Consider the following 20,787-nt stretch of genomic DNA (forward strand, 5'->3'; position numbering starts at 1 on the left):
ACCGTGAATCAGGTGCTTGTCATGCTCTGCTTACAGAGGCGCACGCTGTCCCTTCAACGCTGCGCGTGCATCCTTCGCCTTCGGATTCATGGCGGTGATGCTGTTGAGGAAGCTGATGCTGACGGTGTCCCCCTCAAACACACAGGTCACAGTGTCGCTGTGCGGAGTCTCGTAATAGCGCCACTGCATCACGAGCGTGTGGTCATCAGTCCATGCCGCACTGGCGGCGATCTTCGAAGGCACGGGCGTTTTCGGCTTGCCGCCGGAGATCAGACGTGGAGGTGTGCCGGGGAAGGCGGCCGCTCCGCGCTGCCAGGATTCGAGGCCGCAGGTGATGCTGTGACCGTCGGCCGTGAAGACGCAGGCATTCTCCTTGAAAGCGAAGGCGGCAGACTTGAGGCCGAGATCATTGGCTTCCAAGGCAAACTTTCCATCAGTGGCGGCGGGCGAGGTCTTGCGCCCTTGAGGAGGCGCAAGCTTGAGCGACTTGAGTCGGCTCAGATCAGCGGCCTTGGCAGCTTTGGCATCAATGGCGGGTAGAAGATGCTTCCACACGAGATCGAGCTGGCCCTGCATGTTTTTGTTCTCGCTCGTCATCACAATGACGGCGTCCTGCTCCGGCAGCACGATGGTAAACTGGCCAAACGCTCCATCGCCACGGAAGGCGGTGCCCTGGCAGCGCCAGAACTGGTAGCCGTAGCCTTGCAGCCAGTCGTTCTGTGCTTTGGGGCGGTCGGGTTTGTCGCCGCCGGGCTGCTGAATGTGGAACTGGGTGGCCTCCTCAATCCATGCGGCAGGCAGCAGCTGCTTGCCATTCCACTGCCCTTTCTGCAGCAGGAACTGGCCAAACTTCGCCAGCCCCTCGGTCTGAATGCTGAGGCCCCAGCCGCCGGTGTTGATGCCGCGCGGGCAGGTCTCCCAGCGCTTGCCGGTGATGCCCAGCGGCTCAAACAAACGCGGCGTCAGGTAGTCCAGCACCGTCTGCCCTGTGACCTTCTGCACAATCGCGGAGCACATGTAGGTGGCCGCGCTGTTGTACATGAACTGCGTTCCAGGCTTGTGCGCGATGTTCTGCGCCAGAAAGGTGCGCACCCAGTTCTCCTCCTTCACGCAGGCCTGCGTCGGCTCCTTCTCATTGCCGGTGGACATCGTCAGCAGATCCTGCACACGCATGGCCGCAAGGTTTTCGCTGATCTGTGCAGGCAGGTCGTCTGGGAAAAAAGACACCACCTTGTCATCCACTTTCAGCTTTCCTTCTGCCACGGCAAATCCCACTGCCGTGGAGGTGAAGCTCTTGCTCATCGAATACATCGTGTGCACGAAATCCGGGCCATAAGGCTTCCACCAGCCCTCGGCGATCACGTGGCCGTGCCTCAGCATCATGAAGCTGTGCAGCTCAAACTTCTCACGCGCGATGGCGTCGATGAAATCCAGGATGCCGCTCCCGGCCACCCCCTGGGCCTCAGGCGTGCTGCGGGCCAGGCAGGTGGTTGTGGCTGCGGCGTAGGAGGACGGAATCCAGAAGCTGAGGGAGGCAAGGCTGGCCTGCTGAAGAAAGGAGCGGCGTGTCGTGATCATGGAGCAAAAGCAAAAGAGCGTGTGGGAGCGGATGGCGTGGTGCTGGCGGTCTTGACGCCGCTCATGGGGTATTGAGTTACGGCCTCCCAGGCCAGCTTTTGCAGCAGCGTGTTCAGTTCCTCTGCCTGAGGTGCATCTTTCAAGGCGGCCGGGACAGGCAGCCCCACCGGACTGCGCTGATGAATCGCGGCAAAGTGGCAGTAGCTGACCAGCACGGACAAAGCTTCCTTGGGATGCCCCAGATCATCTTTGAAGAGATCCGCCTGCCGCGAGATGCCGGGTGCCTTGCCCGTGATGACATGCTCGCGCAGCGCAAAGACCGCATCTCCCACCGGCACAATGTGCACGGCCTCTGAGCCCACGGCGGCATTCAGCGCCGTCACCTGGGCCTCGAGCTTGGTGTTCCATTGTTCGCGCTGCATCTCACGCAGCTTGCGCAGGCTTTCCACGGTGGCGTCGTTGCGCATCGCGTTGTGAAATTCACCCGTTAGGTTGCCGTCGCGCGCGGGCCATGAGGCCTGCACCAGCACGCGCAGCTTGGGGTTCTTCTCCAGACCCAGCTTGGTAAAGTGGTCGATCCCTTCATCCGGCAGCAGCATGTGCGGTGAAAGCGTCAGCACATCCACGCCGCCCTCGCGCAGCATCTTCTTCGCCAGATTTTTCTCATCCGGTGCGTCCCAGTGCTGCTGCGTGCGCGACCCGCCGATCATCTGCCTGCCGGCATCCTGATAGCCAATGCCCGCGGCCTCGGTCATCTTGGGCAGCATCGTGGCGGTGAAGATCATGAAGCTGTGGGCGCACACAAACACGCGCGGCCCCGGCGGCAATCCGGCGGAGGTGGGTGTGCTGTATTCCCCCGGCTTGCTGGTATTGGGACCGTTGGATTTGGTTTTGGAGGCCAGCAGCTTTTTGAGCTCAGGATGCGCTTCGACGTACTTCAGTGCCTCGTCCACGGAGAGCACGCCGTTTTTGTCGGCATCAGCATCCGGGTAGAGCTTCAGCGCCATCGCCAGCCGCGCCTCCAGGCCGCCTTTCTTGCCCGCAGTCTCCACGGTTTGCGCGATCAGCCAGGTGGCGCCCAAAAGGCAGACGATGACAAACAGGGTGCGGAGGGTGGGTTTCATACATGCAGCAGGGTGTAGACGTAGCCTCGGCTCTTTTATACCACCGCTTGTTTGAAGACAAGATCCGGGGTGTCCGGCCCATGTTGCGCAGCAAAGCAATCAATTTTGATTCTGGAAAACTCTTTGCTTCAAAGCGGGCCTTGCCATTCTTCGGACTTTCACCCGCATGCATCCGGACATCTCTCCCATCGCCGCCTCACTTGGCATTGCACCTGAGCATCTTATCCTCCACGGCCGCCACATGGCCAAAGTCAGCCTCCAGGCACTGAAGGACAAGCCGCAGCGCGGCAGGCTCATCCTCGTCTCCGCCATCACTCCCACTCCGGCCGGCGAGGGCAAGACCACCGTCTCCATTGGTCTCTCTCAGGGGCTCAAAAAGATCGGGCAGAGCGTGGCGTTGGCGCTTCGCCAGCCCTCCATGGGACCGGTTTTTGGCCGCAAGGGCGGTGCCACCGGCGGCGGCAAAAGCAGCGTGCTGCCCGCGCATTCCATTAATCTGCACTTCACGGGAGACTTCCACGCCATCACCTGCGCGCACAACCTCCTCTCCGCCGTCATCGACAACCAGCTCTTCCTCGGCGAGGCGCGGGTAAAGGCGGAGCAGGTGCTCTGGAAGCGTGTCATGGACATGAACGACCGCGCTTTGCGCAGCGTGCGCACCTCCGTGGGCAAGCCCACCGAACGCGCCACCGGCTTCGATATCACTGCTGCCTCCGAGATCATGGCCATCATGTGCCTCGCGGAGTCTCTGCCCGATCTGCGTCATCGTCTGGAGCGCATCGTGGTGGGCTTCACGGCCGAGGGAGACCCAGTTTACGCCAAAGAATTCCGCGTCACTGGCGCCATGATGGCGCTGCTGCGCGAGGCCCTGCCGCCCAATCTGGTGCAGAGCGTGGAAGGCGTGCCCGCCTTCCTGCATGGCGGTCCGTTTGCCAACATCGCCCATGGTTGCAATTCCGTGCTGGCCACGCGCATGGCGCTGGCGCATGCGGACTTTGCCGTCACAGAGGCCGGATTCGCCTTCGATCTGGGCGGGGAGAAGTTCATGCACATCAAGTGCCGCCAGAGCGGCCTAGCCCCCTCGGCCATCGTCATCGTGGCCACGGTGCGTGCGCTCAAAATGCACGGCGGTGCCGCGCTGGATCAGCTCACGCATACAGATACCGCCGCGCTCAGCCGTGGCTTGGAAAACCTCGCCGCCCATCTCGACAGCGCCGCCAAGTTTCAGCGCCCGGTCATCGTGGCGGTCAATCAGTTCACCAATGACCACCCCGACGAGCTCGCGCTGGTGCATGAGTTCTGCCGCGCACGCGGCGTGCCCAGCGCCACCGCCAATGTCTTTGGCGAAGGCGGTGCCGGAGCCGTGGAGCTGGCGGAAAAAGTGCTGGCCGCACTGCCGGCGCAGGACGCGCCGCTGCCCTTCCTCTATCAGCAGGAGGAGAGCGTCGAGGCCAAGCTCCATGCCATCGCCACCAAGATCTACGGAGCCGACGGCGTGCTGCTCACCGATGAAGCCAAAGCCCGTCTGGCGCTGTTTGCCCGTAGCGGCTTTGACAAGCTGCCGCTCTGCATGGCCAAGACGCAGGACTCCCTCTCGGATGATGCCAAGAAACGCGGCCGCCCACGTGGCTTCACCATCACCGTGCGTGACTTTGAGATCGCCAATGGCGCAGGCTTCCTCGTGGCCCTCACCGGTACCATGATGCGCATGCCCGCCCTGCCCAAAGTGCCCGCCGCCGAGCGCATCCAGGTGACCGACGACGGATTCATGAGCGGCATTTAGGGATGTCTTGCCGCCGTGGGGCGCACGTTCTAGTTTGGGACTGCGCATGATTCTGGCCCGCTCCTTCATCTTTGGTTTTCCGCTGCTTCTCGCGGCGGTGGCTGGCTGGGCGGTGCGGGAGGTCAGGCGCAGCCGCATGGACCATGCGGATGGCGTGGTGGTCATGCTCTCCCAGGGCGCCCCAGTGCTCAATCCCTACCTCCCCGCCACCGAGGTGGAGCGCCAGATTATCGATCTCGTTCACGAGCCGCTCATCCGCTTGGGAGCAGACGGCACTTTGCAGCCCGGGCTGGCCGAGTTCTGGCGCTGGACGCAGGATGTCACCTGCTGGTTTGCCAATGAAGCCGCCGCCAGGCGCGCGCAGGAACTGCTTCAGGCGCAGATCGGTGAAAAGAACCGCTGGGCCGAGTGGAATCTCGGCTCCGTGCGGATGTTTGGAAACCGCCTCCTCCTCGGCTTTACCGAGCCCAACGCCACCGGAGTGCGGCAGGCCTTTGAGCTGATCGCGGGACCCGATTTGAAGCCGGTGGTGTTCTGGCGTGTCGAGCGCCGCAGCGCATTGCGCCAGGCGTGGAAGCGCTTCATGGCGGAGTCCGCACAAGCAAAGCTGGTTCAACGCTCCTGGTTTGATGGCGAGAATGCCTGCGAGTTTGTCGTCGCCGGCGATTCGCCCCGGCTGGTCGAAGACATGCATCGCTTCTTGGATGGCGGTCCGGACGAGCCGGCAGAAATCAATCCCCTCGGCGAAGTCGGCGCGCTCAGCGAGCCCGTGCTGGACCTCGACATCCGCCCCGGACGCCGCTGGCATGATGGCACACCAGCGACTGCTGAGGATGCCCGGGCCACGCTGGAATATCTGCGCGCCAGCGAGTGGCCGCTGCCCAATCGCGAGGCGCTCAGCAGCATCCAGAGCGCCGAGGTGCAGAATGACGGCGCACGCCTGCATGTGTCCTTCCGCCGCCGCCAGGGCGCGGCGCTCTGTGTGTTTGTGAATCTCCCCATGCTCCCCGCCGCCTGGCTGCGGGCGCATCCCGGCGTGCAGGAGGCCGATCTCATCCAGCACGCACCGCCTGGGGCCGGCACACACCGCATTGCCTCGCGGGATGCACGCTCGCTCATGCTCACGCCGGTGGAGCAGGAGAAATCCATGCCGCGCTTTTTGTTTCACTTCTCGGCCTCGCCGCTCATGACCCAGATCGGGGTGGACACCCGCGCGGTGGACCTCGTCTGGCCTGCCGCAGACCCCGCGCATCTGGATCAGCTCCGCTTCACTCCGCCGCGTCAGCGGCTCGTGGTGCTATGGAACACGAAGCACGAAGTCTTGCAGAATCTTCACTGCCGCGAGGCACTCGCCCTGGCCACGAATCGCGAGGAGCTCATGCGCACCCTGCCGGGCAGGCTGGGGCACGTCAGCGCCAGCCTCTTTGCCCCCGGCCTGTGGTTCAGCACCCAGGCGCAGAGCCAGCCCTTTGCGCTCGAAAAAGCACGGCACCTTCTCTCGGAGGCGGGCTGGCCGCAGGATGTTTCAGGCATCGCGCGTGGTCCGGAGCATGCGTTTCGCTTCACCCTCCTGGTGCCGGGGGGCGATGCGCTCCACACACGCACGGCGGAGCTTCTGGTCGCACAGTGGCGGAAAGCGGGCGCAGAGGTGAAGATCGAGCATGTCAGCGATGAGCGTGCGCTGGCTCAGCGCCTGCACGAGCGCCGCTTTGATGCCGTGCTGCTGGACCAGCGCTTTGAGGTTTCCTGGGACCAGCTGCCCTGGTGGCACTCGGCTCAGGCGAAACCCGGTGGCAGCAACTTTTGCGGCATCGCCGACCCCAAGATCGACCTCATCCTGGAGGCGCTGGCCGCGGAGTATGATCCCGCGCAGGTGGCCCGTCGCGTGCAGGAGCTGGAGGCCCGGCTGCTGCCCATGCACCCCATGCTGCCGCTCTTCACCACGCATGATGAGGCGGCCGCCATGCCCACGCTGCGGGAGCCGGACTCAGTCAAAGGGAGCGGTCTGCCCGTGGCCTCCTGGACGCTGCAGACACTCACAGGGCCGCCGCAGGCGCGCACGCCTTCACCCACTATTCTCAAACTCCAGCTGAGGCTGCCTGAATGACAAGCCTCCAGCCATTCTCACTGTCTCCCCGCCTGCTGCCGCTGCGCCTTGTGCTCGGCGGTCTCATTGCCGGCGTGCTTGTGCTGCTGGCTGATCACCACGGGATGTCCATCTCGCTTGATATGCGGGACTTTGGACGGCGCTTTTTTTCCAGCTTCATCGTCCTCCTCATCGGGCTGCTGCTGGCGCTGTGTCTGGGCGTCATGACCGGCATGTACGCACGCAGGATGGGGCCGCGTGTGCAGTGGCTGGCAGGCCTGCTCTCACGTGCTCTCGCCTGTTTGCCCGTGGTGGTGCTCGCCTGGGGGTTCATCGCCGGTTGGATCGGCCGCCTCGGCTGGCCGGTGGAGTCGCTCATGCCCGCCACGTTTCCAGAGGCGCACACCGCATGGCAGACGGTGCTTGCGCGTCAGACTTGGGACCTGCTGGCTCCGGCGTTGGTGCTGGCTCTGTCTCTGTGCGGGGAGATGACTCATGCCGTGATCGAGGACGGTGGTCTGGTGCCGGATCTCGGTTTTTCACTGCGCGCGCGTGGCGTGCCCGCAGGCTCCCGGCTCTGGCGGCATCATCTCAGCCAGCTCGTTCCGCTGCTGCGAGTGCGACTTCAGTCGCTCATCCTCTTTGCGCCCGTCTGCCTCATCATCATCGAGGACGTGCTGCACTTTGAGGGCTGGGGCGGCTGGATGGCCCAGAGCCTCCGCGCAGGTCATGCCGTCGGCATTGCCTATGGCTTTGCCAGCGCAGGTGTCTTGACGGGGCTGCTCTGCACGGGCGCGCAGCTTCTTCATGGTCGGCTCACATCCTCCGGCGGCTGGTTGGCCACGCTTTCCTGGCAGCCGTGGCTGCTTTGGGCCTTGGGCGTGCTGGCGTTGCTGCCCGCGTCCATTCTCATGTGGCTGCCGCTATGGCTGGCCGTGCTGATGGCAGGCGCTGCTGCGTGGTGCCAGACCTGGACCCACATCCTGAAGCAGCTGCCGCTGGATGCCTCGCGCGTGCTCGGCGCTACGGATCAAATGATCTGGCGCCATCACATCGCCGTGGTGCAGGGCCGCACGCTCCTGGCCTGGATCTGCACCGTCTTTGCCCAGACGCTCCTCGGTCTCGCCACCGCCTGCACGCTGCAGCCACGCCTCATGCACGAGCTCAATGAGCGCCTCGTCACACTCCTCCGTCCCCTCGCGGTCATCTCTGTGCAGGATGCCGCGCACACCCTCGCGGATCCCACGCTGCTCCTCCAGTCTGGCGGCGGCATCGCGCTTGCCGCCTTGTGTTTGATCCAGCTTGGCCGCATCGTACAACCCCGTCTCGATTAATTCAAAGCCATGTCCGCCGACGCCCCTGCTCCCACCGAAGCCCCGCTGCTGCGAATCCGCGATCTCCAGATCGAGTTCGCCCGCCATGGCGCCGAGCCGATGAAAGCCGTCAAAGGCATCGACCTCGAACTCAAGCGCGGCGAATCCATCGCGCTCGTCGGTGAAAGCGGCAGCGGCAAAAGCGCCACCGCACTCTCCTTTGCCCGCCTCCTGCCGGAGCCGCCCGCCGTCATCTCCGCGCGGCAGATGTCCTTCAACGGCCACGAAATTCTTGAAATGGGAGAGCGTGATCTGCGCAAAATTCGCGGCAAGGAGATCGCCTACATCTTTCAGGAGCCCACGACTTCGCTCAATCCTGTCCTCACCATCCGCACCCAGATCGGCGAAGCCCTCGCCCTCCATCGCCCCGACGTCCCCAAATCCGGGCGTGACAATGAAATTGTGAAGTGGCTCGACAAAGTCGGCATCGTCGATTCGCGCAAGCGCCTCAACGCCTACCCGTACGAGCTCAGCGGCGGCATGCAGCAGCGCGTCATGATCGCCATGGCGCTTTGCATGCAGCCAAAGCTCCTCATCGCCGACGAGCCCACCACCGCGCTCGATGTCACCATCCAAAAGCAGATCATGGATCTCCTCGCCGAGCTCCGCCGCGATCTCGACATGAGCATCATCCTCATCACGCACAATCTCGGCATCATCCGCAGCGTCGTGGACCGCGTGGCCGTCATGTTCCGTGGCAAGATCGTCGAAACCGGCCCCGTGGATGAAATCCTGCGCAATCCCCAGCACGCCTACACCAAGGCCCTCCTCGCCTGCGTCCCCCGCATGGGCGCCAAGCAGCCCCGCCTCAAAGCCATCGACTATGCGGAGTTGGAGGCCTGACAGGGGTCTTCAGATCAAAGCCGGCAGCACATTCAGTCCTTCTGCCGCTGCGATTTCACGCTGCAGGGCGTCAAAGCTGAGAAATACCGTGGCTTGCCATTTGAGCGCCGTTGCGATGTGGAGCAGATCAAAGGAGCGTGCACCTCTTTGCATCGTGTGCCGTTCGCTCAGGCGTTCCACTTCAGTGGCTAGATCTGCCAGGTTCACGCCCGCCTCGATGATGACGCCTGATTCCAGATCGTTCTCAAACTGCGCCAGCATCGCCAGACCTTCCGTCTCAAGATAGCCTTTTCGGGCATCTCGTGAGCGCAGGAACACCTGGAATCTCACAGCCTGCCGGAATTCATAAGCCAGCAATGAGGAAATCACAATCGGAGCACCGATCTCCTCCAGCGTGGCAATGGCCCTCTCAGAGTGGCTTTGCTGCCGGTACAGGGAGCAGAGAAAAGACGTGTCGGCGCAGTGCATCAGCCGTGTCCGTGTTCAAGCTCTGCTTCGCGCATCTCTTTGACCTCTGCGTCGCTGAACACACGGCTGCCCCAGGTCTGTCGCAGGCGGGCGCGGAAGTCGGGCAACGCCACTCCCTGCGCTTTCTCCACTGCCGGGATGATAACTCCCAGCTTCTTCCCGCCCTTCGACAGAAACACGAGTTCACCGGCAGCCAGCAGGCTTTCGATGCGCGTTGTTTCGTCAAGTGTCAGTGTGGACATGATGATGGAGCTTAGTCGTTTCTTAGCAGCTAGGCAAGCCTTGCTCGACTCATAATCCCCGTTGCGCTGCGCCCAAAAAACATGCTAGCCTCCCTCCATGAAAGCCTGGCTCATCCTCCTGGCGCTGGCCCCGCCGCTCTCCGCGCAGGTCGTGCTGCCGACCACGGGCAAAAAGTTTGAGACCCGCACCATCAATGGCAGCGGCGGCAATACCGGAGTCAGCGTCAATCCCTCCCCCAAGCCGCCGCCTACCAAGACCAGGCTCACCTCCTACTTCCTGCTGGGAGATCCCCGCCAGTGGAAGAGCACGGATGGCAAATCCCTGCTCGGTGCCATCATCGCCTATGAGGACTCCGTCATCGAGTTCGAGGCCGCCAACTCCGCCGCCGCCAAAGAGGCCGTGGACAAGGCCCCGCCCGCCAAGCTGCCTGCCAAACCCACCCTCATCCGCGAAGGGAAAATCCGCCTGCTGGTGAACCAAAAACCGGTCGAGGTGCCGCTCGCCCGCCTGAGCGAAGAAGACCGCAAATACGTGAGCGATTTGAACGCCCGGCTTCCGAAATGATCTCAAAACACCTGTGCTTGAACGTGATCCCTCCCTCCACCATGAAAACTGCACCCTCCCTCCTGATCCTGCTGCCAGTCCTTCTCCTGCCAGCCTGCAGTGCACTCACTGAGAAGTCCCCGCCCAAAACCGAGCGTGAAATGGAGGCCGAGGCCCGCCGCACCCACACCGTGCCCGACAACGTCCGCGACCCCCGCCCGGACATGCCCCCCACCGGCCCGCTCTCCATGCCCATGCGCTGAGCCCCGGTTTGGCCAATAAAACACTCGCACGCCCACCGCTGGTAGGGCGGCTGGTCCCCCAGCCGCCGTCCCCAGCGTACAGTTTCCACGACAGTAGGACATGGAAAATCGCAAAGCCTTGATCCAAAAGGTATTCTCTGCGGTCTTCTAGACCTGTTCTCGAAAAGAATGTCCGATTGAACCGGCGAGCGCAGCGGCCCCAGTGGCAAGGCGGGAGCGCCGCCTGCTATTTGAAAATAACAGGCAAGCGACCAACGCAGCCAATGGGACCGCTCCGCCGCCCGGGCAATGTGACAGGCTTTTTGAGAACAAGTCTAATCTCTCGCGGTGTAGATCAGCGCCTTCTGGGGCATCCTCCTCTTCCCCCATTCTGAAACGCCTCGGCGTTTGCAAAGCGGCCGCTTTCCCCCATCTTGGCCGCCCTTTATGCCCGAACTCGACAAGACCTACACGCCCGCGGAAGTCGAAGCCCGCTGGTATCAGCGCTGGCTGGATGACAAATGCTTTGAAGCCGACCCCGCTCGTGTGAGCGAGACCCGCCCGGCCTACTCCATCGTCATCCCTCCGCCGAATGTGACGGGCATCCTCACCCTCGGCCACGTGCTGAACAACACCATTCAGGACATCCTGGCCCGCCGCGCCCGCATGCTGGGCAAAGAAGTCCTCTGGCTCCCCGGCACCGACCACGCTGGCATCGCCACCCAGAACGTCGTTGAGAAAACCCTCAAGAAGCAGGGCGTCATCAAGCACCGCGACGACCTCGGCCGCGAGGCCCTCGTCGCCAAGATCTGGGAGTGGAAGGAAAAGCACGGCGGCATCATCATCGAGCAGCTCAAGAAACTCGGCGCCTCCTGCGACTGGTCCCGCGAACGCTTCACCTTTGACGACGACTACAACGCCTGCGTCATGCGCGTGTTTGTGGACCTCTACAAAAAGGGCCTCATCTACCGTGGCAAACGCATGGTCAACTGGTGCCCCTCCTCCCTCACCGCGCTCAGCGATGAGGAGGTCGTCATGAAGCCCCAGAACGCCATCATGTACCACTTCAAAGTCGAAGTGGTCGAAGAACCCGGCACCTGGCTCACCATCGCCACCACCCGCCCCGAAGTCATTCCTGGAGACACCGCCATCGCCGTGAATCCCAAGGACGAGCGCTACACCCATCTCATCGGCAAGCACGTCCGCCGCCCGCTCCCCGTCGAAAATCAGGCACTCCTCCCCATCATCGCGGACGAGCATGTGGACTTCACCTTCGGCACCGGCGTCCTCAAAGTTACCCCCGCGCACGACAAGGCGGACTTCGAAATCGGCCAGCGCCACAGCCTGCCCGTCATCGACGTCATGCATCCCAACGGCGTGCTCAATGACCTTGCTGGCAAAGACCTCGCCGGCATGGAGCGCTTCGCCGCCCGCAAACGCGCCGCCGAACTCCTCACGGAAATCGGCAGCCTCGTCAAAGAAGAGCCCTATCAGAACAACCTCGGCTTCTCCGAGCGCGCCGACGTGCCGATCGAAAGCCGCCTCAGCGAGCAGTGGTTCCTCAAATACCCCAGCGTCAAAGAATCTCAGGAAGTCGTCGCCAGCGGCGAGATGAAATTCCACCCCGACCGCTGGGCCAAAACCTACGACCACTGGATGACCGGCCTCCAAGACTGGTGCATCAGCCGCCAGGTCTGGTGGGGCCATCGGATTCCCGTGTGGACAAAAGAATATCCAGATCGTCTATCCTCAGTCAAAGATTCGGACCGTGTTGATGAACTGACTCGCAATCGAAAGGACGTTGTGGTTCGGCAAGAACCTGAAATCCGATTTGCAGAAGACAACGATACGCCTTCTCGAATCTATGTCTGCTTGGCACCGGAAGACTCTTCGGATTCTGATCAAAAGAATCTCGTGAAATCCCTCGAGTCCCTCGGCTTCACCCAAGACCCCGACGTCCTCGACACCTGGTTCTCCTCCTGGCTCTGGCCCTTCGCCACCATGGGCTGGCCCGAAAAGACCGCCACGCTGAAGGCCTTCTACCCCACCACCGACCTCGTCACCGGCCCGGACATCATCTTCTTCTGGGTCGCCCGCATGATCATGGCCGGCTTCGAATGGATGGGCGAGCTCCCCTTCAAGAACGTCTATTTCACGGGCATCATCCGCGACAAACAAGGTCGCAAAATGTCCAAGTCCCTCGGCAACTCGCCCGACCCCCTGGAACTCATTGCCAGCTACAGCGCCGACGCTCTGCGCTTCGGCATCATGCGCAGCGCTCCGCTGGGCCAGGACATCTGCTTTGATGAAAAGAACGTCGAGCTCGGGCGCAACTTCTGCACCAAGCTCTGGAACGCCGCCCGCTTCCGCCAGATGCAGGGTGGCGAAACCGAGACCGATATCAGCGCCGCCCTCCTCAGCAGCGACGACAAGTGGATCCTCCTCCGCCTCAACACCGCCATTACGGAAGTCACCGCCGCCCTCGAAGACTATCGCTTCAGCGATGCCACCGCCACCCTCTACCGCTTCTTCTGGAGCGAGTACTGCGACTGGTACATCGAGGCCTCCAAAGCCGTGCTTCAAGGCAGCGATGCCGCTCGAAAGGCCAACACCCTCGCCGTCATCGACTTTGTCCTCAGCAACACCCTCCGTCTCTTCCATCCCTTCATGCCCTTCATCACCGAAGAGCTCTGGCACGGCATGGCCTTCAACGACGACCTGCCTGAAAACCAAGGCGGCAACAGCATCATGTTCGCCAAATGGCCCAAGCCGCTCGATGCCGATGAACTCGCCTACTTCGGCATCCTGCCGGAAGACGAAAAAGCCGCCAACGACAAATACGAAGCCGTTAATCTCGGCCGCGGCCTCAAGAGCACCTTCAACATCAACAAGCGCGTCCGCTTCGTTCTCAAGCCGAACGCGGAACTCCCCGCCCACGAGATCGAAGTCCTCCGCATCCTCCTCAATGCCGAGCCTCTCGATGTTGATCCCGCCTTTGCTCCGACCCAAGGCACCCCCAGCGCCCTCACCCCGCTCGGCACCCTCTTCCTCCCGCTCGATGGCCTCATCGACGTCGAGGCCGAGCGCGCCCGCATCGGCAAAGAAGTCGCCAAAGCCGAATCCGAATTGGAAAAGGTCACCGCCAAGCTCGCCGACGAAAAATTCACCTCCAAGGTCCCGCAAAAAGTGCTCGACGAGCACCAGCAGCGCAAAACCGACTGGCAGGAAAAACTCGCCAAGCTCAAGGAGATGATGTCCGCCCTCGGTTGATTTCCCTCACGAAACAGCCCCGTATCACGATCTATTGAAAACAGGTTTGTTCTCTCTTTGCCGTAGCCACCCCGCTACGTACCAGCCCTGAAGGGGCTGCGTACAGAGCATGAGATCAATGGTAACGGAAAGGATATACAAGGGTCAGCCAGCTTGTCCTCCGAAGCTCGTAGAGCGAAGGAGGAAGCCTAAGCGAGGTGACCCTGGGTTTACACACACAATCCGGGCAGCAAAACCATCGCCTTCTCTGCACACCGCGCCCTCCAGCAGCGTCATCCCGCCTCGCGCAGCTGCCGTTTTCGCGTCATCCACACCCCTGCCGGGTCTTTTTTGTGTTGATAGCTTTCCTTGCATTCCTCACCAAGCGGTGAACCATCGGCTGCCTATGGCAAAGGTAACCCTCGGCCTGGTGCAAAGCCGGGCCTTCTCAAGCAAGGAAGAAAGCGTGCAGCAGCATGAGCGGCTCATCCGCGATGCTGCCGCCCGCGGTGCGCAGATCATCTGCCTGCAGGAGCTCTTCAACACCCCCTACTTCTGCATCACGCAGGACACCGAACTCTTCAATCTCGCCGAGGCCGTCCCCGGCCCCACCACCGACCGCCTCGCTCCGCTCGCCAAGGAGCTCGGCGTGGTCATCATCGTCCCCCTCTTCGAAAAGCGCGGCCCCGGCCTCTACCACAACACCGCCGCCGTCATCGACGCCGACGGCACCGTGCTGGGCAAATACCGCAAGATGCACATCCCGCAGGACCCCGGCTTCGAGGAGAAGTTTTACTTCACCCCTGGAGACCTCGGCTACCGCGTCTGGGACACCAAGTTTGGCCGCATCGGCGTCCTCATCTGCTGGGACCAGTGGTACCCGGAGGCCGCCCGTCTCACTGCCCTCATGGGTGCGGAGATCCTCTTCTATCCCACCGCCATCGGCTGGCTCCCCAGCGAGAAGGCCGCCCTCGGCGCCGCCCAGCATTGCGCCTGGGAAACCGTGCAGCGTGGCCACGCCGTGGCCAATGGCTGCTACCTCGCTGCCGTCAATCGCGTCGGCACCGAGCAGCAGAGCGAATTCTGGGGCCAGAGTTTTGTCGCAAATCCGTATGGAGAAATCGTTGCAAAGGCCTCCGTGAGCGATGAAGAGATTTTGATCGTTCCGTGTGATCTGACTGCGGTGGAAGATTTTCGCCGCATCTGGCCGTTTTTCCGTGATCGCCGCATTGACACCTACGCTCCCCTGACCAAACGCTATATCGATGAGTAAAGCCTCCTATCCCCAAAACTACCGTCTGCCCGCCGAATTCGAGCCGCAGGAGGCTATCTGGTTGTCCTGGCCTTCCAACAAGGAAAGCTGCCCCAAGACCTACCACAAGCTGCAGGACAAGTTTGGCGAGATCGCCAGCACCATCTCCCGCTACGAGCGCGTGCGCATCAATGCCCCGATGCTCAGCCATATGAACATCCGCCTCAGCATCGCCGACAACGAAGGCGACCTCAGCCAGGTGGACATCTACGAGCACAACACCAATGACGTTTGGTGCCGCGACCACGGCCCGATTTTCATCAAGCACAACGAGACCGGCAAGCTGGCCATCACCGACTGGGAATTCAACGCCTGGGGCGGCAAGTTCCCGCCGTGGGATCTCGACAACGCCATCCCTGAAAAGGCCGCTGCCGCTCTCAAGATGGAGCGCTTCACCTCCAAGATGATCCTCGAAGGCGGAGCCATCGAGACCAACGGCAAAGGCACCCTCCTCACCACCGAGGCCGTCCTGCTCAATCCCAACCGCCACGGCGGCAAGCCCGGCAACAAGGCCGAGGTGGAGAAGGAGCTCAAAGCCATGCTCGGCGTGAAGGACATCGTCTGGTTCAAGAAAGGCATCGAAGGCGACGACACCGACGGCCACATCGACGACATCGTGCGCTTCATCCGCGAAGACGCCGTCATCTGCATGGTCGAGCCCCGCGACTCCGACCCAAATCACAAGGTGCTCAAGGAAATCCGCGAGAAGCTCGACGACGTCCGCGCCCCCGACGGCGGCAAGCTGGAGATCATCGAAATCGAAATGCCCCAGGCCATCGAGATGAAGGACTGGCGCCTCAGCCGCCTTCCGGCCAGCTACGCCAATTTCATGATCATGAACAACGCCGTGCTCGTCCCCATCTTCGGTCAGAAGAAGAAGGACGCCGCTGCCGAAGACAAGATCGCTGAGTGCTTCCCCGGCCGTGAGATCATCTCCATGATGGCCAAGGATCTCGTCACCGAAGGTGGCGCTTTCCACTGCATCAGCATGCACCAGCCGAAGTAAGGCGGCACAGAGTTCAGAAAGATTAAAGGTTTGGCGGTACTGAATAGTACCGCCAAATTTTTATAATCGCTAAACTTGTTCATAAATAAAGCCGTAGGTCTTTCTAAACACTTACTTGGAGGTCCGGGACCGTCTGGTACGCTCGGGCCTCTATGATGGCTCTACTTCATCGTGATGTTTCCACTCTGCTCCGCGTGGCCGGAGGCCTGCTCGCCACTCTGCTGCTAGGCTCTTGCGCCTTGCCGGATGACGCCTTCAGAAACTACTCCGCCGCCAGCCGCATCAGCCAGTGGAACAACGTGCTGGACGCCCTCGGCGGCGGCAGTGTAAAGCGCGCGGAGAGCGCCGGCAACCGCCCGCTCTTCAATGGTGCCGTCTCCATGAACGTGCCCACCCACGCGGGCTCCATCAATGACATCGCCCGCCTCTTTGCCGGCATGGATTCCTCCTACAGCCAGACGCCTGCGGTTGCCGCACACAAGGTGCGCATGGACAATCTCTGGGCCAGGCACCAAAACGTCCATCGCGGCCCCCTCCAGGCCTGGGCCAGCGAGGAGATCCGGGACATCCGCTACGCCAATGCGCTCTTCTACCCCTTCAGCGGTCCGGACTTCCTCTTCGCCAGCGCCCTGTTTCCCTCGGCGGAAACCTACGTTCTCGCCGGCCTCGAGCCCGCCGAGCCGCTCCCCCGCCTCAGCTCTCTCTCCCAGTCAGAGATCGACCACGGCCTCACCGGCCTGCACAACGCCGTCTCCACCATCATGCAGAGCGGCTACTTCATCACCACAGAGATGCGCAGCAATCTCCAGGCCACCCGCTTCCGCGGCGTGCTGCCCCTGATGATGGCCTTCATGGCCCGCACCGGCCACACCGTTGACTCCGTGGACACTGTCCGCCTCGATGGCGCGGGCAATGTCACCCTGGCAGGCTCCTCCGGAAACACCGGGCTCATGATCCGCTGCCACACCCCCTTTGGTGCCTCCAAGCGGGTCTTCTACTTCCGCCAGGACCTCTCCAACAGCGGCGTCAGCGAAGGCGGTTCCTTCCTCACCTTCGTCTCCCGCCTCGGCCGCGTGCCGGCCTTCCTCAAGAGCGCCTCCTACCTCATGCACGAGGACGGCTTCTCCCACATCCGCAACTACCTCCTCCGCCACAGCAGCGCCATCGTGCAGGACCCCTCCGGCATCCCTTTCCGCGACTTCGGCCGCCACGGCTGGAATCTCTGGCTCTACGGCAACTACCAGGGCACCCTCGCCATCTTTGGCAGCGGCTGCCAGCAGCCCGACCTCGTCCACGCCTACTCCTCCGGCCAGTATCCGGTCAAGCCTCTCAGCTTCGGCATCGGTTACCTCATGAACCCCCAGGCCACCTGCCTCATGGTGGGCCGCCCCACCCGCTAGACCTGTTCTCGAAAAGAATGTCCGATTGAACCGGCGAGCGCAGCGGCCCCAGTGGCAAGGCGGGAGCGCCGCCTGCTATTTAAAAATAACAGGCAAGCGACCAACGCAGCCAATGGGCCGCTCCGCCGCTCGGGCAATGTGACAGGCTTTTCGAGAACAGGTCTAAGGCCGAAAGGCACACTTTTGGTTGACGCCAGAAAGTCCTAGGCTACTATCGCGACCCCAAATTTTTTCCCAGCACTCATCATGGCTACCATCTGTCAAATCACCGGCGTCGGCGTCACTCGCGGCCACCACATCCATCGCAGCGGTAAGGCCAAGAAAGAAGGCGGTATCGGTCGTCACATCACCAAGCGCGTGAAGCGCGTGATCCTCCCGAACCTCCGCAGCAAGCGCATCTTCGTCCCCGAACTCAACAAGTACGTGGAAGTGAAGCTGACCGCCCGCGCCCTCAAGACCCTCGACAAGAACGGCGCTTACGTCACGCTCAAGAAGGCCGGCCTGATCTAATCAGCCCCCTCTGCGTTCCCCCTTTCAGGCGGATCTGGCTTCCAGATCCGCCTTTTTTCGTAATCTGGGGAATGGGGCGAATAACCAGCGCATCTCCACAATGGGCCATCAGAGTGGTCCGCACAGTCCTCTATGCAGCGCTCCGCTGATGAAGGTTATACCACGCACAGCTGAAAACGGGTCTCATGGGTGGAAGCCAGCAGCCCATGCGGCCAGCCAGCGCTCTGGCGGAGAGGGATCGTCCCGATCCCTCACGCGCACACATCGCCCTGCATTCTCGCGTCTCCACAAAGCCGAGCCTCCCACAGATCATCCAACGCCATCGCACATCCGCGAACAAGCTGCGGGTGGGGGTATCAAGATGTTCCCCCTCCGTCGGCTCGTGCCTCCACCTTCAGACCCGTTTTCAACTGATCGTGGTATTACCGCTTCGTTGCTGGCAAGACACCCCTAGGGAGACGCTGAATAAATCCCAGATCGCAGGGGGGTGAAAATCACACTGAAGTGATTCGGAAGGTATTCTCTGCGGTCTTCTAATCTCTCGCGGTGTTAAATCAGTGGTTCCCTACCGGTGATGCCCCGAAATCGTGGCACCACCCTGCGTCGCCACTCCCGGCACCACGCCGCTTGGCTGTCCAAAGAACGTCGTCCCGTTGACATTAAGATTCGTGTAGCCCAGCGTCGGGCTGTAGCTCACTCCTGGTGCGCCATAAAAGATCGTGCCATTGCTCTGCGGCACATACACACCACCCGTGCCTGGAATGATCATCCCATTGCCGCTGGTCCAGCCAGCCGCCTGGCGTGCGCCGTGTCCATGGTGGCCGCCGCCATAGTAGCCCGCCCCCATCTGCCCCAGCCCCAGCACAGGTGCCAGAGGCAGCAGGCTGCGCAGGTAGCCGCCATTCGGCTGCTGCACATACACCACCGGCTGCTGGGCGGCATACTTGGCCTGCGCGGCCATGTAGGCCTCGGCCAGCTTCACCTGCTGCTCACGTTTGGTCTTCTCAGCCTCCTTGCGCTCCTTCACATAGGCGTCCGCTTTGACCGCATCATACCCGAGCGAGTTCTTCATCGGTTCAGAAAGATCCGAAAAGAGCACCTTGGCCATCCCCTGGCTGTGCGTGAAGGAGACTCCGTCAGGATCACGCTTCAGGATCTTGCAGCCCACATACGTTTTCCCCTGCTGAGTTTCGATGGTGGTCGGCTCATAGGCAGAAGCAGCCAGTGCGAGCCCCAATTGAATCGTGACAATCAGAACTGAGAACGTTTTCATAATAGTTCTAGATTTGACGCCAAAACGCCCTCAATGCCAGCAGTTATTGCTTCGTTTATCCGAAGCAATCTGCCTAGTGGTGATGGTGCCCAAAGCCGAGCGAGCCAATGCCTACCCCCAAATGGATGCCGTGGCCCACATTCCACGACCCAAAAACGGAGGGTGTGCTGTAATAGCTGCCGTAGCCGTAGCTCGGGTAGCCGCTTCCGTAGTAGTAGCCCCCGTAGGGATAGCCGTAGCCGACCCCGTTGGAGTAATAGCCGGGAGAATACCCGCTGCCGTAGTAGCCATACCCATACGGATAGCCAAAGCGCGGATAGCCAGAGCCGCTGTACGCCCGCCCGCCCACGGCCGGTCCCGTGATGGGTGTGCCCACCCAGGACGGTGTCTGCCCGTTCGTGGCCGCCATCGGCTGTGTCACGCGGCTGGCATTGGCTAGGTAGCTTGCCTCTGCCATCTGCGCCTCCATGAGCTGCTCCTGCATGGCGATCTGCTGCTGCTTGGCCCGCTCCTGCTCTGCTTTGCGCAGCGCCGCCTGCTGCTTCTGGTATTCAGCTTCCGCCTTCGGATCGTAGCGGAACTCGCTGCGCAGGTTTTCCGGCAGATTGGAAAAGGGGATCTTTGTCACCCCATCCCGGTGCGTGAAGGTTACGCCATCCGGGTAGATGTGCGAGACCTGGCAGTCAAAATACATCTTGCCCTGCAGGGTGGCGATCACGCCATAGTTTTTCGGTGCAGCACTGGCCGGGGCCAGGCTCAGCAGCAGGACGGCAAACAGAACGAATCGTTTCATGAGAGGGACCTCCAAAAAAGGTGATGCTTCCTATGACAACGAAGGCAGGCCCTCCGTTGCATCGAAATTCTCTGTCAAAACTCAAAACCTGTCCACCGGACGGCTGGCTCAGGCCATCGGGCAGCTCAGCCAGAAGGTGGTCGTGTTGTTCTCCGATGCCACGCCCAGCTGGATGTTCATCTGGTGGCTCAGCATCGCCGCAATCGTCAGCCCTAGGCCGAGGTGATTGCTGTTCTTGGAGCCATGGAAGGGGCGGAAAATTTCCTGCAGCTTCTCTGGCGGGATCTGGGAGCCCGTGTTGCTCACCAGGATGTCCACCCGGCGCTGCTCGGCGGGGGTGATCGCACCCGGGCCGCAGATTTTCAGCGCACAGCGGCCACCACCCTTGGAGGCGGCTTCAGCGGCGTTCTTCAGCAGCTCGGTCAGGATGTCCTTAAACTTCGTCGGGTCCACCAGGATGGGCGGCAGTCCGGCCTGCACATCGGCCTCCAGCTGCACCCCTTCCTTTTGAAAGGGCTCTGTCACCGCACCTTCGATCACCGGCAGGTACTCGTTCAGGCTCAGGGACTGCGGGGTGATCTTCGCGCACCCGCCGGCGGAGCGGATCCGCTCGCTCAGGTTCGTCACGCCCACGGAGGCCTCGCGGATGTGCTGCATGTTTTCGCTCACGCCCGGGTCCAGGTCATCCGTCATCAGGATCAGGCTGCTAAAGCCCTGGATCACCGCCAGCAGGTTGTTCAGCTTGTGCGTCAGGCCGCGCAGCAGTTCCTGGTGGAAGCCTTCGCTGTGTTCGAGACCGAGATTCAGGGTCGTGGGAAAAGTAAACTGCATGGCGTGGAGAAGGGGGGCGTGGACAGCCGCAGTAATGCCCCCGGGCGGCGGCGGTGTAAACGCGAATTTGGCGACTTCTTCCATGCCAAGCGGAGTAAAAACTGGCATTTGCAGCCGCCTTTCGCCACTC

The 20,787-nt window shown here is 61.9% G+C and carries 18 protein-coding genes; 11 read left to right on the forward strand and 7 right to left on the reverse strand.

The features are described from left to right. Nucleotides 1–30: 30 nt before the first annotated feature. Both HNQ65_RS12200 and HNQ65_RS12205 read right to left on the reverse strand, forming a co-directional pair. On the reverse strand, nt 31–1,578 hold the full coding sequence (locus HNQ65_RS12200; RefSeq protein ID WP_184339802.1) for a serine hydrolase domain-containing protein: 1,548 nt from the start codon (nt 1,576–1,578) through the stop codon (nt 31–33). Further along, the gene (locus HNQ65_RS12205) at nt 1,575–2,702 is read right to left on the reverse strand and encodes a hypothetical protein (protein ID WP_184339803.1); all 1,128 of its coding nucleotides are present in this window, start codon (nt 2,700–2,702) and stop codon (nt 1,575–1,577) included. The genes HNQ65_RS12200 and HNQ65_RS12205 overlap by 4 nt, the downstream gene beginning before the upstream one ends. 166 nt (nt 2,703–2,868) lie before the next feature. On the opposite strand from HNQ65_RS12205, the gene HNQ65_RS12210 reads away from it, so the two are divergent. The 4 genes from HNQ65_RS12210 to HNQ65_RS12225 are packed head-to-tail and all read left to right on the forward strand — an operon-like array spanning nt 2,869 to nt 8,787. Next, nucleotides 2,869–4,485: a formate--tetrahydrofolate ligase gene (locus HNQ65_RS12210; RefSeq protein WP_184339804.1), complete on the forward strand. Its 1,617-nt coding sequence runs from the start codon at nt 2,869–2,871 to the stop codon at nt 4,483–4,485. A 46-nt stretch (nt 4,486–4,531) separates the two neighbouring features. Then, nucleotides 4,532–6,592 (forward strand): ABC transporter substrate-binding protein, encoded by a 2,061-nt coding sequence (locus HNQ65_RS12215; RefSeq protein WP_184339805.1) that lies wholly within the window; start codon nt 4,532–4,534, stop codon nt 6,590–6,592. Beyond that, entirely contained in the window at nt 6,589–7,905 is a 1,317-nt protein-coding gene (locus tag HNQ65_RS12220) for a hypothetical protein (protein ID WP_184339806.1), read from the forward strand. Before HNQ65_RS12215 ends, HNQ65_RS12220 begins: the two co-directional genes overlap by 4 nt. 9 nt (nt 7,906–7,914) lie before the next feature. After that, entirely contained in the window at nt 7,915–8,787 is an 873-nt protein-coding gene (locus HNQ65_RS12225) for an ABC transporter ATP-binding protein (RefSeq protein WP_184339807.1), read from the forward strand. A gap of 9 nt (nt 8,788–8,796) precedes the next feature. Here HNQ65_RS12225 and HNQ65_RS12230 read toward each other — a convergent pair whose 3' ends face one another. Together HNQ65_RS12230 and HNQ65_RS12235 are read right to left on the reverse strand one after the other, a co-directional pair. After that, complete coding sequence (locus HNQ65_RS12230) at nt 8,797–9,255, reverse strand: type II toxin-antitoxin system VapC family toxin (protein WP_184339808.1); 459 nt, start codon at nt 9,253–9,255, stop codon at nt 8,797–8,799. After that, nucleotides 9,255–9,497 (reverse strand): hypothetical protein, encoded by a 243-nt coding sequence (locus HNQ65_RS12235; protein ID WP_184339809.1) that lies wholly within the window; start codon nt 9,495–9,497, stop codon nt 9,255–9,257. Before HNQ65_RS12235 ends, HNQ65_RS12230 begins: the two co-directional genes overlap by 1 nt. 97 nt (nt 9,498–9,594) lie before the next feature. Between HNQ65_RS12235 and HNQ65_RS12240 the strand changes: the two genes are divergently transcribed. The 7 genes from HNQ65_RS12240 (at nt 9,595) to rpmB (ending at nt 17,760) form a co-directional block, all read left to right on the forward strand. Next, nucleotides 9,595–10,062 carry a hypothetical protein gene (locus HNQ65_RS12240; RefSeq protein ID WP_184339810.1) on the forward strand — a complete coding sequence of 156 codons (468 nt, stop codon included), beginning with the start codon at nt 9,595–9,597 and terminating at the stop codon, nt 10,060–10,062. 41 nt (nt 10,063–10,103) lie between these two features. Continuing rightward, nucleotides 10,104–10,304, forward strand: coding sequence for a hypothetical protein (locus HNQ65_RS12245; RefSeq protein WP_184339811.1), 201 nt, complete (start codon nt 10,104–10,106; stop codon nt 10,302–10,304). Nucleotides 10,305–10,730: 426 nt separating this feature from the next. Further along, nucleotides 10,731–13,553, forward strand: coding sequence for a valine--tRNA ligase (locus HNQ65_RS12250; protein WP_184339812.1), 2,823 nt, complete (start codon nt 10,731–10,733; stop codon nt 13,551–13,553). A gap of 385 nt (nt 13,554–13,938) precedes the next feature. Continuing rightward, nucleotides 13,939–14,805, forward strand: a complete 867-nt coding sequence (locus HNQ65_RS12255) for a carbon-nitrogen hydrolase (protein WP_184339813.1) — start codon at nt 13,939–13,941, stop codon at nt 14,803–14,805. After that, on the forward strand, nt 14,798–15,850 hold the full coding sequence (locus HNQ65_RS12260) for an agmatine deiminase family protein (RefSeq protein ID WP_184339814.1): 1,053 nt from the start codon (nt 14,798–14,800) through the stop codon (nt 15,848–15,850). Before HNQ65_RS12255 ends, HNQ65_RS12260 begins: the two co-directional genes overlap by 8 nt. 152 nt (nt 15,851–16,002) lie before the next feature. Continuing rightward, a complete protein-coding gene (locus HNQ65_RS12265) occupies nt 16,003–17,250 on the forward strand; it encodes a hypothetical protein (RefSeq protein WP_184339815.1) in 1,248 nt (415 codons plus the stop codon). A 246-nt stretch (nt 17,251–17,496) separates the two neighbouring features. Continuing rightward, on the forward strand, nt 17,497–17,760 hold the full coding sequence (gene rpmB, locus HNQ65_RS12270) for a 50S ribosomal protein L28 (protein WP_184339816.1): 264 nt from the start codon (nt 17,497–17,499) through the stop codon (nt 17,758–17,760). 565 nt (nt 17,761–18,325) lie between these two features. Here the strand turns inward: rpmB and HNQ65_RS12275 are convergent. The 3 genes from HNQ65_RS12275 to HNQ65_RS12285 all read right to left on the reverse strand — a co-directional run bounded on the left by HNQ65_RS12275 (nt 18,326) and on the right by HNQ65_RS12285 (nt 20,657). Beyond that, nucleotides 18,326–19,033: a hypothetical protein gene (locus tag HNQ65_RS12275; RefSeq protein WP_184339817.1), complete on the reverse strand. Its 708-nt coding sequence runs from the start codon at nt 19,031–19,033 to the stop codon at nt 18,326–18,328. Between the two features lie 73 nt (nt 19,034–19,106). Then, complete coding sequence (locus HNQ65_RS12280) at nt 19,107–19,826, reverse strand: coiled-coil domain-containing protein (RefSeq protein WP_184339818.1); 720 nt, start codon at nt 19,824–19,826, stop codon at nt 19,107–19,109. 108 nt (nt 19,827–19,934) lie between these two features. Then, the gene (locus HNQ65_RS12285; RefSeq protein WP_184339819.1) at nt 19,935–20,657 is read right to left on the reverse strand and encodes a sensor histidine kinase; all 723 of its coding nucleotides are present in this window, start codon (nt 20,655–20,657) and stop codon (nt 19,935–19,937) included. Nucleotides 20,658–20,787 lie beyond the last annotated feature (130 nt).

The organism is Prosthecobacter vanneervenii (assembly GCF_014203095.1).
Lineage (GTDB): Bacteria > Verrucomicrobiota > Verrucomicrobiia > Verrucomicrobiales > Verrucomicrobiaceae > Prosthecobacter > Prosthecobacter vanneervenii.

What these genes read in the sequence shown, in the direction of transcription:
- HNQ65_RS12205 (WP_184339803.1), bottom strand. Translation starts at nt 2,702, where the DNA reads ATGAAACCCACCCTCCGCACCCTGTTTGTCATCGTCTGCCTTTTGGGC.
- HNQ65_RS12250 (WP_184339812.1), top strand. Translation starts at nt 10,731, where the DNA reads ATGCCCGAACTCGACAAGACCTACACGCCCGCGGAAGTCGAAGCCCGC.
- HNQ65_RS12215 (WP_184339805.1), top strand. Translation starts at nt 4,532, where the DNA reads ATGATTCTGGCCCGCTCCTTCATCTTTGGTTTTCCGCTGCTTCTCGCG.
- HNQ65_RS12265 (WP_184339815.1), top strand. Translation starts at nt 16,003, where the DNA reads ATGATGGCTCTACTTCATCGTGATGTTTCCACTCTGCTCCGCGTGGCC.
- rpmB (WP_184339816.1), top strand. Translation starts at nt 17,497, where the DNA reads ATGGCTACCATCTGTCAAATCACCGGCGTCGGCGTCACTCGCGGCCAC.
- HNQ65_RS12230 (WP_184339808.1), bottom strand. Translation starts at nt 9,255, where the DNA reads ATGCACTGCGCCGACACGTCTTTTCTCTGCTCCCTGTACCGGCAGCAA.
- HNQ65_RS12225 (WP_184339807.1), top strand. Translation starts at nt 7,915, where the DNA reads ATGTCCGCCGACGCCCCTGCTCCCACCGAAGCCCCGCTGCTGCGAATC.
- HNQ65_RS12245 (WP_184339811.1), top strand. Translation starts at nt 10,104, where the DNA reads ATGAAAACTGCACCCTCCCTCCTGATCCTGCTGCCAGTCCTTCTCCTG.
- HNQ65_RS12255 (WP_184339813.1), top strand. Translation starts at nt 13,939, where the DNA reads ATGGCAAAGGTAACCCTCGGCCTGGTGCAAAGCCGGGCCTTCTCAAGC.
- HNQ65_RS12240 (WP_184339810.1), top strand. Translation starts at nt 9,595, where the DNA reads ATGAAAGCCTGGCTCATCCTCCTGGCGCTGGCCCCGCCGCTCTCCGCG.
- HNQ65_RS12220 (WP_184339806.1), top strand. Translation starts at nt 6,589, where the DNA reads ATGACAAGCCTCCAGCCATTCTCACTGTCTCCCCGCCTGCTGCCGCTG.
- HNQ65_RS12285 (WP_184339819.1), bottom strand. Translation starts at nt 20,657, where the DNA reads ATGCAGTTTACTTTTCCCACGACCCTGAATCTCGGTCTCGAACACAGC.
- HNQ65_RS12200 (WP_184339802.1), bottom strand. Translation starts at nt 1,578, where the DNA reads ATGATCACGACACGCCGCTCCTTTCTTCAGCAGGCCAGCCTTGCCTCC.
- HNQ65_RS12275 (WP_184339817.1), bottom strand. Translation starts at nt 19,033, where the DNA reads ATGAAAACGTTCTCAGTTCTGATTGTCACGATTCAATTGGGGCTCGCA.
- HNQ65_RS12235 (WP_184339809.1), bottom strand. Translation starts at nt 9,497, where the DNA reads ATGTCCACACTGACACTTGACGAAACAACGCGCATCGAAAGCCTGCTG.
- HNQ65_RS12260 (WP_184339814.1), top strand. Translation starts at nt 14,798, where the DNA reads ATGAGTAAAGCCTCCTATCCCCAAAACTACCGTCTGCCCGCCGAATTC.
- HNQ65_RS12210 (WP_184339804.1), top strand. Translation starts at nt 2,869, where the DNA reads ATGCATCCGGACATCTCTCCCATCGCCGCCTCACTTGGCATTGCACCT.
- HNQ65_RS12280 (WP_184339818.1), bottom strand. Translation starts at nt 19,826, where the DNA reads ATGAAACGATTCGTTCTGTTTGCCGTCCTGCTGCTGAGCCTGGCCCCG.